The organism is Acinetobacter sp. N1-1 (assembly GCF_056711485.1).
In genome coordinates this window covers 362,288-377,872 of record NZ_JBWXUO010000012.1, presented here as the reverse complement: position 1 = coordinate 377,872, position 15,585 = coordinate 362,288, and the positions used below count along the sequence as shown (strand labels likewise).

Genomic DNA, 15,585 nt, shown 5'->3' with positions numbered 1-15,585 from the left:
AGTTAAACCGAGAAAAGTAAATAAATAAGTATACATATTGCAGCCCATAGACCCGCAATAATGTCATCTAGCATAATGCCAAAGCCACCATCCACTTTTGTATCAATAATGTGGATTGGCCATGGTTTCCATATATCAAATAAGCGAAATAAGGCAAAGCCAATAAGTGCCCATTGTATATTCATTTCATTAAAATAAATTAAAGGTAGAAAAGTAATTGATTGTCCTGCAAATTCGTCCCAAACAATTCGACTATCATCGTGTACTTTAATGAGTGTTGCAGCTTTACCACAAATATAAATGCCAATAATTGACATGATTACTGTAATAACTAACGTGCCATAAAACCCAGATATTAAAAATAATGGAATAAATAACAATGCAAAAGCAGAGCCACATGTACCGGGAGCTTTAGGTGCAAGACCTGACCCAAGACCGACTGCAAGAAAAATAATAAAGCGTTGGTATAAGGAGAATTGCTTAAAATGAATTTCTGGTTTAGGCAAAGTGTTGATACCCATGAAAATTTAATGATTGTAATTTATCTTTATAGGTCAGTTTAAGACCTGTATTAGATTCAATATGCCCAATAATAGTGAGGGAAGGGGCTTCTTCTTCTAGACAAATTTTTTGATAGTTTTCAGGGGAAATTGTAAAACATAGCTCATAGTCATCGCCTCCAGCAAGTGCATATTGCCATTGCTCTTGAAGTGAAAGAGATAATAATGTTTTATCTATTGGTAGATGTTCAAGTTGAATAGTTGCACCTACATGTGATGCATTAAGAATATGTTGTAGATCTTGGATAAGCCCATCAGAGAGATCAATCATGCTTGAAGCCAGTCCAAGTAAATGTTTTCCGAGTTCACAGCGTGGAGTGGGATAGTCGAGTCGATGTTGTAAAGGATGTTCTAAATGCTGTAGCCCATAAGCAGCATCACCAATTTGACCACTCACCACAATATAGTCACCGACTTGAGCACCACTACGAGTAATGGCTTTCCCTTGCGGTACCCAACCTAATGCCGTCACGCTAATTGTGAGATGACGACCTTGCGTTGTATCACCACCAATCAGTTCGACCTGATGAGGAGAACAGCATGCAAAAAGCCCTTGGCAAAATTTATCAAGCCATGGTTCATCTATTTCAGGCAATGTAATTGCCAGTAATATACTATGTGGTGTTGCTCCCATTGCTGCAAGATCAGATAAATTGACAGCAACGCTTTTCCAACCAATGGCATGTGGAGTGGTTGAAAGGGGAAAGTGGCGACCTGCAACTAGTGTATCCGTGCAAATGACCAGTTGTTGGTGAGCTGGTGGTGTAATTAAGGCCGAATCATCGCCGATACCTAAGTTAATATTGCTTTGGTAAGCATGCTTTTGCTTAAAATAACGGTCAATAATTGAAAATTCGGCCATAACTCAGATCTTTATGCTTGCTTTTCAGCTTGGCGCAATGTGTGTGCTAAGCGATCTAATACACCATTAATGTATTTATGACTGTCTGCACCACCGAAGTGTTTTGCGAGCTCAATGGCTTCATCAAGTACAACGCGATATGGAATTTCTGCATGATCACGTAGCTCGTAAGCACCTAAACGTAAAGTTGCAAGTTCTACACCATCAAGTGCAGTCAATTCACGATCAAGTACGCTTTTAAGCAGTTCATCAAGAATTTCACGTTCTGCAATGACACGTGTAAGAAGCTCGTGATAGTAGTTTAAGTCAACTTTATGCATGGCATTATCTGCACGTGTACGTGCTTCAATTTCATGTACAGGATTTTGGCTCATTTGCCATTCATAAATCCCTTGTACTGCAAAGCGACGTGCTTTACGTTTAGCAGCATAAATTGCTTGTTGTGTTTGTGACATCGATTAAATTGCCTTTAACAAGTTAACCATTTCAATGGCAGTAAGAGCAGCTTCGCTACCTTTGTTGCCCGCTTTAGTGCCTGAACGTTCAATGGCTTGTTCAATGCTATCTGTGGTTAAGACACCATTAATGACTGGTAGACCAGTTTCAAGACCAACAACGCCTAATCCTTTTGCACATTCACCTGCAACAAAGTCAAAGTGAGGTGTACTACCGCGGATTACAGCACCAAGCGCAATAATGGCATCGTAAGTTGATGTATTTGCTAGTTTCTTAGCAACTACAGGAAGTTCCCATGCACCTGGTGCATGAATAACAGTAATATTTTCTTCAGCAACACCATGACGTTTTAATGTGTCAATGGCACCCTCAAGAAGATGTTCAACAACAAAACTGTTGAAACGTCCAACTAAAATCGCATAACGACCTTCGCCAGCGAGATGCATTAAACCTTCAATACGGCGAATAGCCATAAGAAACCTCTATTATTTTTCAGTAAATTGATCAGCAGAAATATATTCTACTACTTCTAAGTTAAAACCTGATAGTGCATTAAAACGTAAGGGTGAGCTTAATAATTTCATTTGCTCAACACCTAAATCGCGTAAGATTTGAGCACCCACACCAATATTTTGGTATTGCTTAGATAACTCAGCATTTGACTTACTTGCTTTACGTGGTAGTAAAGATGTTTCTAAAGCATGCCCAAGGTCTAACAAATGGTTTTGACCAATCCATACTAAAACACCACGCTCACTTTGTGCAATGTATTGAAGAGCATGATCTAAATTCCATGCAGTTTCACCAGATTGCGATTTGAGTTTCACGAGATCACGCAGTGGGTTAAAGCCATGAACACGAACAGTAGTTACCCCTTCTTTCGGTTCACCTTTAACAAGTGCAAGATGTGTTTCAGTATTACCATGTTCACGGTAACGATAGAGTTCAAATGAGCCATATTCTGTTTCGATGGTCTCTTGCCCTAATCGCTCAACTGTTTGTTCATTTGTCATGCGATAATGAATCAGGTCGGCAATTGTACCAATTTTTAACTGATGTTTCTCGGCAAATTTTTCTAAATCTGGACGACGTGCCATTGTACCGTCATCATTAATAATTTCACAGATGACAGATGCAGGTTCTAAACCTGCTAAACGTGATAAATCTGAACCAGCTTCCGTATGTCCAGCCCGATGTAGAACACCACCAGATTGCGCCATAAGTGGGAAAATATGCCCAGGTTGTACAATGTCGGAAGGTTTAGCATGTGCTGCAACAGCTGTACGAATTGTATGTGCGCGTTCAGCAGCTGAAATACCTGTGGTTACACCTTCTGTTGCTTCAATTGAAAGCGTAAAGTTTGTTCCATGTTGTGCACCATTTTGGTCAACCATTAATGGTAGGTTTAACTGTTCACAACGTGCTTTACTAAGTGTTAAGCAAACGAGACCACGTGCGTGAGTAATCATGAAATTAATATCTTCAGCACGTACATGCGTCGCTGCCATGACAAGATCGCCCTCATTTTCACGATCTTCATCGTCCATGAGAATAACCATTTTACCAGCGCGAATATCTTCTATGATTTCTTCTACTGTATTAAGTGACATTCGTCCACCTTTACCAAGTTGCATAACATGATACAAATATTGTGAAGTGATTTATGTTAGCAATATTTTATAAGATTTGCTGATGTTTATCTTTAGACAATATGTCTTACGATGAAAGTCATTTAACCTAATAGGTACAATAAAAGAAATATAGATATTTGAAAAGCCATAGATGTTTGCTTCTTATAGTTTATCGTTACTTATATTGAAGCGAGTAACTTTGAGTAAATTAAAAACGCCTGCAAATGCAGGCGTAAATTTTTATTTTTGAGTGGATGCTTTCCCTTTCAGAATATCCGTTCTAAATTTTTGTGCTAAAACAGCGCATGGCGTATTCATACCATTAATCATAAATGCATGGCGTGTGAGTACATTGGTTGGATTAGGGAGGGAAATGAGTTGATAACATTCATTAATGTTTTTTAGCATGGTATGGTCTAAATGAACTGCACTTTCTTTTGCACTGAGCATTTGACATAGTTTTGCGGCTGCTTGAGGTGCTTCGATTTGCATTTCATCTACGGCATTAGATATGCCACAACGTGTTTGTAGAACAAATCTTTTTTCTTCTCTGTATCTTTTGTAGAGAACCTCGGATAAAAGTTGGAATACTGCTGAAATCATGAGTAGGCAGGTTGCTGCTTTAGGTTTTTCTGTACTCATACAAATAGTTGCACCTTGTGCATTAAATTCCTCTTCTATAGAAATAGTAGATGTTGGAATTTGATAGTGCTGTGCACATAAAGCAATGCTTTTATTTAAAAAAATCTGGCATAAATTAAAATGGGAAGTTGCAACAGATGGACTTACGGAATTGAGTAGTTGTTTTGGGTCATAGAATTGAATATTTAAAGCAATAACCTGTTTATCAAGTGCCACTTGCTTGCCATCATCTAAAAGTTTTGCTGTATCAAGTGTTTTTGCTTTTGGTATTTCTTTTTCAGTAGTAGAAGCTGACGCAACTTTCTCCTGTTCAAGCGCTTCTTTCAGTGCTTGAATCTCATTTTTTAAACCCATTTCATTATGAATACGAGCTAAATACTCTGTGCGACTTGGTCTTGCAATAACACGATAGGCAAGCCATAAAATAACATGTAAAAAGAAAGAGAGAACAATTGCAATCCACTCAGTACGTAAAATTTCACCAATACTTGGTTTTATGAGCGTAATTTCAATACGACCAATTTTTCTTTCATTTTGCAGGGCATCACGTGAAAAGACTTCACCTGTACGGGTTTGTTGTAGCCCACTGGTTGCCAATACATCGTTATTCGCACTTAAAATACGAATTGAAGCAACACTCGGATTGCTCGAATAGCGGTTTGCAATAAGCGCCAATGAAACAGTATTGGGTGGACTTATTTCTTGCAAGCTATCTGCAACCAGTTGACTTGTCATGAGTTGCCCTTGGTTTGCACGATTTTCTTTAAGTTGGTATGTCGTTGCTAAAACTAATAAAAAAGTTTGTAGTGCAAAACTGATGATAAGTAGGCTGGCAAACAGCCCTTGTCTAGGTGCATTCAAGGTAACATTCCAAAGCAATTGAGTGTATTTATTTCTAATGTCTATCTACAATAGTTTGGCAATTGAGCCGAAGTTTATTTATATCTATGAGTTTAATCAGTTCATTTAAGCAAAATACTCAGCCAGTATATAAATATTATTGCTAATAAATTGAAATTACTCATCATTATTTAAAATATGACATCTTATTCTGTCAAATTCAGTTAATTTATGTATAAAGTACTTCGAACTTAACATCAAACTTATTGTTATAAGTATAAAAAAATAGGCACTATTTTAACATAATAGAATGCTAAAGTAGGTAAATTGAAACCAATGAGTAACATAGAAGATTAGCCATATGACGCAGATTACCCAAGGCCTATCATATAAGTTTACCCTTTTAGGGAAGAAACTTACCAGTCATCATTTTCAAGCACTAGAAAGTTTTTTTCAGCGCCATCATTTGGTTCATACGAAAAGTCAGCGCAAGATATTATCTGAAGGGAAAGGACACGATGCCACGCAATTTATTGTCGTGGCAACACAGCCATTTGATGTGTTGCGTGATTTATGTTTGTCTTTTTCTGAAGAGGAGTGCGTTGACCTTGTGGTGCAATCATTGGGCTTTAATACAAAAGAATGCCGTTTGGTGTGTTTCGACATGGATTCGACACTCATTGGACAAGAAGTAATTGATGAATTGGCAAAAGAGGCTGGCATCGGTGCGCAAGTTGCAGAAATTACAGAACGTGCCATGCAAGGTGAGTTGGATTTCCAAGAAAGCTTTCGTGCTCGCGTTGCTTTGTTAAAAGGACTAGATATAGATGTTCTAGAGAAAATAGCATCTCGTTTAACAATTAATGAAGGCGCAGCACGTTTAATTTCTACTTTAAAAGAACAAGGCATTCATACTGCAATTTTCTCAGGTGGTTTTCAATACTTTGCAGAATATCTGCAAAAGAAATTGGGCTTAGATGAAGTGCATGCTAATACGTTAGATATCCAAAATGGATATGTAACTGGTGAAGTAAAAGGCACCATTGTAGATGGTGCGCGTAAAGCTGAACTCTTAAAGGAACTATCTACAAAGTTGGGTATTGGTGTAGAACAAACGGTTGCTGTTGGTGATGGTGCAAATGACTTACCCATGCTTTCACTTGCAGGGGTAGGGGTAGCGTTTAGAGCGAAGCCTTTAGTACGTAAAAGTGCGAAACAGGCCATTTCTTATGTTGGTTTAGATGGCGTGTTATATTTGCTTGATTACTCAGACAATTAAGTTGAAACTAATCATATATAGTAATGAAGCACCATAAATTTATTGAAGTATATAAAAATTATGGTGTTTTTCTTTTTATAGGCGAAGCCGATTTTCATAAATATTATTTCTTATAAAAAATATATTTACAGTATTTTATAGTTAGTATTTTTTTGTAATGACACGCTAAGCCATAGCCTTACTTGGATATACGCTAAAGTACAAATTAAAAAATTGTAATGACAAAACAATATAGCGACATTTTATGTCGTACTAAGTAAATACAGCCCTTTTTTTTCCTTCTGTTTACTGCATAATGTCTTCGTAAGGAGTGTTGAATCAGGTGCTTAACTCCTTCGAGTTGCAATAAAATAAATACTTTATTTATGGTTCATCACATACAGTGATTGACGGAGGTCTTATGCTAACAGCAAGTTTTGCCAGTATGGTGGGGATGTTTCTCATTATGATTGCGCTTGTCTCTGTATATTTTTCACCGTATCGTCATTGGCTTGGGTTTATGCTGGCAGGTATGGTGTTTTGGGGGAGCATTGAAGTTATGCGGTTGAGTGTAGAATACTTTCTACAATGCCCAGCAGCTTATAGTTATATGATTTCAATACTTATAGGAGTGGCAGGTATGCTGTTTGTATTACTTCGCCTAAATTATACTGAACAAAAAATTCTTGCGAATCGACAACTCATTGAACATACCCCTGTGTATGACGACAAACAATAATAATAAGCAGTAGTAACTCACTCGACTCGGTGTATTGAAAAATACACCTTTTTTTTATCTATATATTTCAAGATATGTATTTTAGTTCAAATCTTATCTTTCCTTGGGTATGATACGATGCTCTAATATTTGGGAATATGAGAATAGGCGAAATGCGTATGAATTTTTCAGCAATTCCTGTTGTAAAGTTACCTGTTGTTGATGTCAGTACAGATCCATTAGATTTGTTGGTGGCAGGTATTGCATTGCGTATGAAGCAACTTGCAAAAACAAGTCCAAAATTTATTGAGTTAACACATGATCGCCAAATACGTGTTGAAATAAGTACACAAAAAGGGATGGCACGCCAAATTATTATTGATAAGGGGGCTGTTTCAAGCGTGTCAGGGAGAGCAGAGCCAGCCGATTTGGTACTCCAATTTAGAAATAGTGATCAAGGTGTTAAAACTTTTTTAAAGAATGATGCTTCAGCAATCTTATCTGGAATTCAAAAGGGAACGATTGAGCTAGAGGGAGACCAAAGAGTATTGGTTGTTTTCGCAAAGTTATTACGTTTATTACCGCCGAAACTCCCTACATCTGTACAACAAAAAGTACAGCATGCACGTGCATTTATTCGTAAGAAAATAGGTAGATAATAAAAAAGCCCTTTGAAAGGGCTTTTTTTAATTTGTAACTTCAAGGTTAAATGTGACAGGGCCATCATTAATAAGGTGGACTTTCATATCTGCGGCAAAAATGCCTGTTTCAACTCTGATATTTTGTGTTTGAGCATATTGGACAACTTGTTCATATAGAACTTTTGCATCTTGCGGTGGCATTGCATCGCCAAAATCTGGACGTAAGCCTTTTTGTGTTCTTGCCATAAGGGTAAATTGAGAAACCAATAAAATACTCCCCTTAGCTTGGGAAATATTCCATCCCATTTTTCCTTGTTCGTCATCAAAAACACGGTATTTTAGAATTTTATCAATTAGTTTTTTACCAGTTTCTAAATTATCTTCTTTTGAAATACCTAAAAAAATAAGTAATCCGTGTTGAATTTTACCAGTTGTTTCTTCATCTACAACTACTTGAGCTTCTAGTACTCTTTGAATGAGGGCACGCATAATCTTTAAATAAAATGATAACTGTCTTTTATTATAGCCAGTCTTTTATACTTTTTGTGACTATAAATCTTTATGCAGCAAGACTATCTTAACCCTTAATCAGTATTTGGTTTAACTGCAACTCTTTCTAGTAAATAAAAGCTCTTAATTTTAATGTGATTTGATAGTCATTTTTTTTTAATAATGTGTTTTAATTTGTAATTAATGTATAATTTATATTTTATTTAAATAACCTTTTCTAATGATCAGCGATATTTTCTCTCTTTTAGAAAGTTTAGGGTTTGGGTATCAAAATAGAGCCATTCACGCTCAATTCTCTAATCCAGTGTTAAATCCACAACTTTTTATACAACGCATCGATGGCCACCATGAAATAAATAAAGGCCTGAGTTGTGAACTCATTTGTTTGTCGATTAATCCTGCGATTCCACTCAAGGAATTTATAGGGTGCCGTGTGGCAGTCGATCAAATTACAGATCTAGGTCAGTTATTTAGAACAACAGGAATTATTGTAGGAGCCTCACAAGGACAACATGATGGCTCATTGAGTGTCTACAAACTTAAAATTCAAGATGCAACCTCCCTTTGGCAGAAGCGTCGTAATAGTCGGGTATTTATGAATAAATCTGTGTTAGATATTACACAGATCTTATTTAAAGAATGGCAAGAGAAAAGTCCATTGTTTGCATCGAGTTTAATACTCGACATGAGTGGTCTGAGTAAAACTTATGATGTACGACCGTTCATCATGCAAAGTGCTGTAGAAACAGAATATGAGTTTCTAACCCGTTTATGGCGAAGTGAAGGGATCAATTGGTTAATTGATGAAAGCCAAGCATTTGTATTGCATAATAAAGATCAAATCCAAGCACAGAAACTACGTTTAATTGATGCCAATGCGCAGTTTAAAGCACTAGATCGTCAACTGATTCGCTTTCATCGTAGTGATGCCATGGAAGCATTCGATACCATTACCAGCCTGACTGCTTCTCGTCAGCTTCAACCAAGTACGGTGCATGTACAAAGGTGGCAACCGCAATATTTAGAACAAGAAGATGGTGCAGGTTCAGTTTTATCTTTAGGTGAGCAAAGTGGTCAATATGACAATGCCACATTAAGCTTAGAAGATGCTTGGCATGTAAGCCCAGCATGGGTAGGTGACTTAAATAAAGAAGATGGTGTCACCCCATCAAGCCATCAACAAGTTGAGGCATTGAACAGCCATTTATCCGACCAAAACCGTTTAAAGTCAAAATACTTTACAGCACACAGTACTGTACGTGATGCGCAAGTGGGTTATTGGTTTAAACTGAATGGTCATCCTGAAATAGATCTACATACAGGTTCAGACCAAGATTTTCTTATTTTAAGCAAACACTTCTATAACCAAAATAACTTACCCAAAGATATTCAAAAACAAGCGGAAGAACTACTCACTTCAAGTCGTTGGCATACAAAAAATATTAAAGAAGATGAACAACGCCAAGGCAATACCTTAACACTCATCAGACGTGAAATTAATGTAGTGCCTGAGTATCATCCTGAACAACATAAACCGACAGTACATGTTCAACGTGCGCAAGTGGTGGGTGTTGAAGGTGAAGAGATTCATGTTGATTCATGGGGTCGAATTAAAGTTCGTTTCTTATTTAGTCGTGCAGAAGACAATAACCATGATGGTGGTGCAGGGAGTAATCAAAGCGATACTGACTCTGCATGGGTAGATGTACTTACCCCTTGGGCGGGAGAGGGTTATGGCGCTAGATTCCTTCCACGTGTTGGTGAGATGGTTGCCATAGACTTCTTTGATGGCAACATCGACCGCCCCTTTGTGACAGGTCGTTTGCATGAAGCAGAGCGTCACCCGACACAGTTTGATCAAACTGGTCCGCTTCCCGAAACTAAAAGTTTAAGTGGTATACGTTCACAAGAGATCAAAGGGTCGGGTTATAACCAACTACGTTTTGATGATACTCACGGACAGATTAGTGCCCAGTTACAAAGTAGTCATGCATCAAGTCAACTTAATCTAGGGCAACTCAGCCATCCTAAATCACAAGTGACCAGTGAAAGTCGAGGAGATGGATTTGAGTTAAGAACAGACCAATGGGGAGCAGTTCGAGCAGGAGAAGGTCTTTTAATATCTACGTATAAGCAATTAGAAGCACAAGGAGATCATCTTGATGCTCAAGTTGTAAAACAACAACTTCAGCAAAGTAAAGACAATAGCGAAGCGCTGAGTACTGTCGCAAAAAAACAGGAAACAGATGAAATTGAGACGATTGATCAATTAAAAGCATTTGCAGATCAGCTTGAAAAAGACGTTGCAAAATTTAATAAAGCACTCTTGGTTCTGAGTTCTCCTGATGGTATTGGGCTAAGTACGGCACAGGATATTCACTTATCTGCAAATGCTAAGATTAGCCAGACAGCAGGCGACAGCATTAGCATGAGTACGCAAAATAACCTGATTGCTCAGGCACAAAATAAGATTAGTTTATTCGCAAGTACAAACGGTATTAGTGCAAAAGCCGCGAAAGGCAAAATAGATCTTCATGCACAAGATGACATGATTGAGCTTATTGCAAGAAAAATGATGAAGATCATTTCAACGGAAGATGTTTTGGAACTCATTAGTGCAAAAGGCATTTCATTGAAATCGGGTGGCTCAGAAATTTCAATTTCTCCCGATGGGATTGTGCTTAAAACAGCTCAAGGTATTTCTTACTATGCTGCACAACATCAGTTTAAGAAAGGCGAGAAAGTGGATGCTCAGATTCCTGAGTTACCAAAACAAGGTCCACATGCGATTAATTTCTTATTTTTGGATTTCTTTGGGCGAGCACAAAAAGATGCCAAAGTAGAAATTGTAAATACTCAAACAAAAGAACCAATTTGGCAGGGTAAAACAGATGCTTTAGGTACAACAAATCTTTCTGTTTTAGATGAAAAGCACACATACAAAGCTTTAGTCGGTTTTGACTATTGGGCAGGTGAATTTGAAGATGAAGAACAGCATGAAATAGAAGAAGAGGAGAGTTTTGATCTAGGTGAGCATGAAGGTCCTCAAACTGAAGTAGATGAAATGACCATAGAGGGAAATAAAAATGTCTGAGTTCTATAGTGTAAAAAAAGGCGATACACTTTGGGGTATTGCAAAACATTATAATATTCATGTTAGTGATTTAGCATCTATTAACCATTTACGAGGAGATGCTGTTCATCACTTAAGATTAGGGCAAAAGATTTATTTAAAAGAGCATCCTAAAGATGTAAAAACATATGAAACAAAATTGACAATTAAGCTTTTTGATTTGGCATTTAAACCAATTAAAAAGGCGACATTAAGGGTTGAATATGATGGTAAAAAAGAAACTATATTTGTGCATGATGGTGTAAGTAATGAATTATTTATTGAAGATCATGCAAAAGGTTTAAAAGTTTACTTTAAAAATTTAAAAGAAGAATTTGATCTTGTTGCAGATCATAAAAAAGTCAGCATTGGCAATAAAGTACTTAAGATTACGTCTAGGAAAGTGTTAGTCGAGGGAAGTTATCACCCGAAAGAAGGTGTACAGCATACTTCTACAGATTCAATTAAACGAAATCTTCGCAAGGCTGATAAAGAAACTCGTACGAAACAAGCTCAAAATAAGACACTCACACCTCAAGCTCCAACAGCGTTAGGAGCGCCCAAAGTAAAAACACCACCACCTGTAAATGAACAAAAAAGAACAGACCACGGCAACAGTACACATGTAGTTGCAGTTCATTTTTCAGAAGATAACTTTATTATTATTCCTGAAAATGAAAAATACCGAGGCTATATTTTTGCAGCAGCAAAACGACACAACTTAACCCCACACTCTTTAGCAGCATTAATTAATGCGGAAGCTGCTAAATTAAATGATAGAGGAGAGTGGAATCCAAAATCAAAAGCACCGCCTCCGGGTACAGCAGCAGGCTTAACGCAGTTTTTAGATGGCAGTTGGTTAGGCATGGCAGCCGATCCTAACTCATTGGTTGGGCAATATGTTGCAGCGAAGTACCCCAATGTAAAACCGAAAGATTTATCAGTGTACTTTGAAAAGAACCGCCATATAAAACAAGAGGTTTTAGATTTAAGGTTTAACCCAGAGATGTCGATTGATGCGGCGGGCGCATACGCGCGGGCTAATTTAAAGGGGCTAGAAAAATATATACCAAACGCGAGTCAGCTACAAGATGCTGAAGCCTTGGCAAAACTAGCTTACCTGTTACACCATGAAGGGTTAGCTGGTGCAAAAACCATTATTAAAGATAATCTGACGGAAGAAAGAGCACGAGTGTTACTCAGAACACAAGTTGGTAAAACAAAAGATAAGTGGTTAAAACGTTACCATAACGATCCAATTAAAGCCTATAAAGCGTGGTTGATGGGGTATGTGAATGATCATATTCGAATCGAAAAGTTTTATACAGAAGATGAAAATAATCAAACCACATATATTAGTCTAGATTTTGAAGAGGTATTGGTACAGTTAAACCCACAGTACCAACGTATAGGTGAGGCTGCGCCTTTGCAACAAGCCAAAAGCACAGCACATGAAAAGCCACATGGTAAACCTGCCGAGCCACTAAAGCAAACCATACAGCCACAACCACAATCTACACAGCCGAGTGGCGCAGTGGGTGGGGAGAATGGTTGGTTTGACCCTGTTAGAGTATGTAAATTAAGAACCAAACTTTTAAGCAGTGTCAAAGGTGCCACCTTTGGTATGGTGCGAAAAGATAAGGACGGTAAGCTAAAACCGCATCAAGGTATCGATTTAGAAGCAGAACCTGGCACAGATATTTTCGCGGTTTGTGGCGGTACAATTGTAATGGCAGTAAAAGACTCATCCACTAAGGGCTATGGTTGGCAAATTTTACTTATGGTAAATGTGGCTGATTTACCACCTAAACATCAAGTGTATGCGAAGAGACTGGTGGGAAATCAGGAACAAATTTACTTTTTTTATGCGCATTTATCCAAAATAGATGTAGCTATAACTAAAACTGTGCAAGCAGGTCAAAAACTCGGTGAAACAGGCTGTACAGGCAATGCGTCTAATATGAAACACATTGCAACAGGGGCACATTTACATTTTGAAGTGCGATATAAGAAAGATGTAGCTAAAGGGTTAGGTGGGCGTTTAGATCCATTGCCATTTATCTCAAGCAAATTATTGTAAGGAGTTTTTTATGAAATATTTAAAAGTACTGGCACTGTTATGTGGTGGCTTGTTTGCCAATTTAAGTTATGCAGAGGACCCTGAATGGGATAATTTTATGATAGATGATATACAGTTAAAAAATCCTGTTGATTTTTTAAGTAATCATCGATTTAATTTTTATTCGCGTTACAGTGAAAAGTTGAAAGTTAAAATTGTCGATTATGGAATTAGCAACGAATCTACGGGGAAAGAAAATTATCAGTTGCAAGAGTATGGCGTAGAAATTCTGAATAAAAATAAAATCTATCAGTTATTTAAAACAGCAGGACCATATAATGATCAATTATGGGTGCGTATAGATAATATTTGGTTAGATGAAGAAACTGGTTATCTGGCACTCACGGTGCGTACAAATAAATATATCAATTATGGATCATCACCATTTAAAACAAATGACGTTACCACGTATGTGTATAACTTAAAAAATAATAAAGTTATAGAATTAAAATCGGTATCAGAAATTAGCTCGGTCGATGCCAAAGGTATTCCGACTAAAGCGATGGATTGTACAGCAGGGGTGAAATTAAGTTATAACGAAAAAACCAAACAGTTTACTTATACAGACCGTATTAAAAAGGGCTGTAAAGGACCAACAAATGAACAAACTATTAAAAATATGCCAGTCTATAGAGTGACGTTTGACCGTAATTTAGAATGTATTTCGACCAATAAATTAGCTGGTGGCTGTAGTGATGGTGATGATATTAATGAAAAAATTACGACTTACCCTGCTGAATTTATCCGTATGAAGAAAAAATAAAGTAGTCACTTTAAAGCCAATATGAAGAGTCGTGTTGGTTTTTTTATGGGGAAAGAATGAAATATTTAAAAGTATTGGCACTGTTATGTGGTGGCTTGTTCGCCAATTTAAGTTATGCAGACGACCCTGAATGGGATGATCCATTTGTTGAAGGTGTGCAATTAAAGAATCCTGTTGACTATTTAAGTAATGATAAATTTAATTATTACTCTTATTATAGTGATGATTTAAAAGTTAAAATTGTAAACTATGGAATTAGCAATGAATCTACAGGTAAAGAGAATTATCAGTTACAAAAGTATGGTGTCGAGATCCTAAATAAAAATAAAATTTACCAATTATTTAAAACAACAGCACCATATAATGATCAATTATGGGTACGTATAGATACTCTTTGGTTATAGGAAGATAGTTATATTGCCCTTACCGTGCGTACAAATTATTACATCAATTATGGACCAGTACTTCAAAGAAACAATGATGTTACGACTTATGTGTATAACTTAAAAAATAATAAAGTGATAAGTTTTAATTCAATATCGGACAGTAGTAACGTCGACTCTAAAGGGGATGCGATTAAACCACTCGATTGTACTGTAGGGGTGCAGGTAAGTTATAACGAAAAAACTAACCTGTTTACTTATACAGACCGCATTCAAAAAGGTTGTGATGGCCCCATCAATGAACAAACTATAAAAAAAATGCCAGTCTATAGAGTGATGTTTGACCGTAATTTTAAATGTGTTTCGACCAATAAATTAGCCGGTGGTTGTAGTGATGGGCATGAAGTTACAAAAAAGGTAAATGGTGGTAATCAAAAGCTAAAGAAAGAAAGCTAAACAAGAAATCGCTGTTCTATTTGTAAAAAAATACGGAGTATGTAAATGTTCAAAAAACTAATATTATCTTTTTTATTAACAGTAACATGTAGTTCTATTTGTTATTCAGAAAATTATATAGATTTCAAAAAAAACTACTCGAATTATAACGATGATAATATGTATGATTTAGATATATATATAACGATCAGAAAGCCAGTACAAAAATAGGTACAATTGGTTATTTTGGTGATAGTCCTAAGATAAATTATGTTTTTCAAAAAAACAACGATATTTATATCTCATCATATGTTTACAATGATATATATGAAGAAAATCCTAAATACATTTATGAAGATGGAAAATATAATTCTATATATGTTTTTCACTGTAAGAGAAATTCATGTATTTATGATGAAAAAACTAGTGATTTTTTTGGTGCTGGTGGAAATATTTTAAGATTAAAAGATGATAAAATTGTTCAATATTATCCTTATAAGTCAAGTAAAAATTTACAGTATGATTTAGATAGTAATTTATTTAAAGTTTGGAAGAGTAGTCAAACTCAAGGGATAACCTTAAAAAAGACAAGCATATATGAGTTAAATCGAGTAGATTCAGAATATATTGGCTACTTAATTAAAGGTGATGAGTT

Annotated in this window: 14 protein-coding genes and 1 pseudogene; 8 read left to right on the top strand and 7 right to left on the bottom strand. The window is 36.5% G+C overall.

Annotation, left to right across the window (positions count from 1 at the left end; translation table 11 throughout):
* Positions 1–2: 2 nt before the first annotated feature.
* The 6 genes from AC1MPL_RS02015 to AC1MPL_RS01990 all read right to left on the bottom strand — a co-directional run bounded on the left by AC1MPL_RS02015 (position 3) and on the right by AC1MPL_RS01990 (position 5,012).
* Positions 3–521 carry a phosphatidylglycerophosphatase A family protein gene (locus tag AC1MPL_RS02015; protein WP_479763831.1) on the bottom strand — a complete coding sequence of 173 codons (519 nt, stop codon included), beginning with the start codon at positions 519–521 and terminating at the stop codon, positions 3–5.
* Positions 499–1,422, bottom strand: coding sequence for a thiamine-phosphate kinase (gene thiL, locus AC1MPL_RS02010; RefSeq protein ID WP_479763829.1), 924 nt, complete (start codon positions 1,420–1,422; stop codon positions 499–501). The genes AC1MPL_RS02015 and thiL overlap by 23 nt, the downstream gene beginning before the upstream one ends.
* Before the next feature lie 11 nt (positions 1,423–1,433).
* Positions 1,434–1,877, bottom strand: a complete 444-nt coding sequence (gene nusB / locus AC1MPL_RS02005) for a transcription antitermination factor NusB (protein ID WP_479763827.1) — start codon at positions 1,875–1,877, stop codon at positions 1,434–1,436.
* 3 nt (positions 1,878–1,880) lie between these two features.
* Positions 1,881–2,351, bottom strand: coding sequence for a 6,7-dimethyl-8-ribityllumazine synthase (ribH, locus tag AC1MPL_RS02000; protein ID WP_479763824.1), 471 nt, complete (start codon positions 2,349–2,351; stop codon positions 1,881–1,883).
* Positions 2,352–2,363: 12 nt separating this feature from the next.
* Entirely contained in the window at positions 2,364–3,488 is a 1,125-nt protein-coding gene (gene ribBA, locus AC1MPL_RS01995; RefSeq protein WP_479763822.1) for a bifunctional 3,4-dihydroxy-2-butanone-4-phosphate synthase/GTP cyclohydrolase II, read from the bottom strand.
* A 261-nt stretch (positions 3,489–3,749) separates the two neighbouring features.
* A complete protein-coding gene (locus tag AC1MPL_RS01990) occupies positions 3,750–5,012 on the bottom strand; it encodes a hypothetical protein (RefSeq protein WP_479763820.1) in 1,263 nt (420 codons plus the stop codon).
* Positions 5,013–5,553: 541 nt separating this feature from the next.
* Between AC1MPL_RS01990 and serB the strand changes: the two are divergent.
* From serB to AC1MPL_RS01975, 3 genes and pseudogenes are all read left to right on the top strand, one after another.
* Positions 5,554–6,270, top strand: a pseudogene (gene serB / locus AC1MPL_RS01985) (phosphoserine phosphatase SerB); the annotation flags it as partial.
* 400 nt (positions 6,271–6,670) lie between these two features.
* Positions 6,671–6,988, top strand: a complete 318-nt coding sequence (aciT, locus tag AC1MPL_RS01980; protein ID WP_479763818.1) for an AciT family ciprofloxacin tolerance protein — start codon at positions 6,671–6,673, stop codon at positions 6,986–6,988.
* A 158-nt stretch (positions 6,989–7,146) separates the two neighbouring features.
* Positions 7,147–7,626 carry an SCP-2 sterol transfer family protein gene (locus tag AC1MPL_RS01975; RefSeq protein WP_479763816.1) on the top strand — a complete coding sequence of 160 codons (480 nt, stop codon included), beginning with the start codon at positions 7,147–7,149 and terminating at the stop codon, positions 7,624–7,626.
* Between the two features lie 27 nt (positions 7,627–7,653).
* On the opposite strand, the gene dtd is transcribed toward AC1MPL_RS01975, so the two are convergent.
* Complete coding sequence (gene dtd, locus AC1MPL_RS01970) at positions 7,654–8,097, bottom strand: D-aminoacyl-tRNA deacylase (RefSeq protein WP_479763814.1); 444 nt, start codon at positions 8,095–8,097, stop codon at positions 7,654–7,656.
* Positions 8,098–8,338: 241 nt separating this feature from the next.
* Here dtd and AC1MPL_RS01965 point away from each other — a divergent pair, with 241 nt between their 5' ends.
* From AC1MPL_RS01965 to AC1MPL_RS01945, 5 genes are read left to right on the top strand one after another with little or no spacing between them, the layout of a single operon-like run.
* A complete protein-coding gene (locus AC1MPL_RS01965; protein ID WP_479763812.1) occupies positions 8,339–11,212 on the top strand; it encodes a type VI secretion system Vgr family protein in 2,874 nt (957 codons plus the stop codon).
* Positions 11,205–13,310, top strand: a complete 2,106-nt coding sequence (locus tag AC1MPL_RS01960) for a LysM peptidoglycan-binding domain-containing M23 family metallopeptidase (RefSeq protein ID WP_479763810.1) — start codon at positions 11,205–11,207, stop codon at positions 13,308–13,310. The genes AC1MPL_RS01965 and AC1MPL_RS01960 overlap by 8 nt, the downstream gene beginning before the upstream one ends.
* Before the next feature lie 10 nt (positions 13,311–13,320).
* Complete coding sequence (locus tag AC1MPL_RS01955) at positions 13,321–14,112, top strand: hypothetical protein (protein WP_479763808.1); 792 nt, start codon at positions 13,321–13,323, stop codon at positions 14,110–14,112.
* Between the two features lie 56 nt (positions 14,113–14,168).
* A complete protein-coding gene (locus AC1MPL_RS01950; RefSeq protein ID WP_479763806.1) occupies positions 14,169–14,516 on the top strand; it encodes a hypothetical protein in 348 nt (115 codons plus the stop codon).
* A 24-nt stretch (positions 14,517–14,540) separates the two neighbouring features.
* Positions 14,541–14,951: a hypothetical protein gene (locus AC1MPL_RS01945; protein WP_479763804.1), complete on the top strand. Its 411-nt coding sequence runs from the start codon at positions 14,541–14,543 to the stop codon at positions 14,949–14,951.
* Positions 14,952–15,585: the final 634 nt, after the last annotated feature.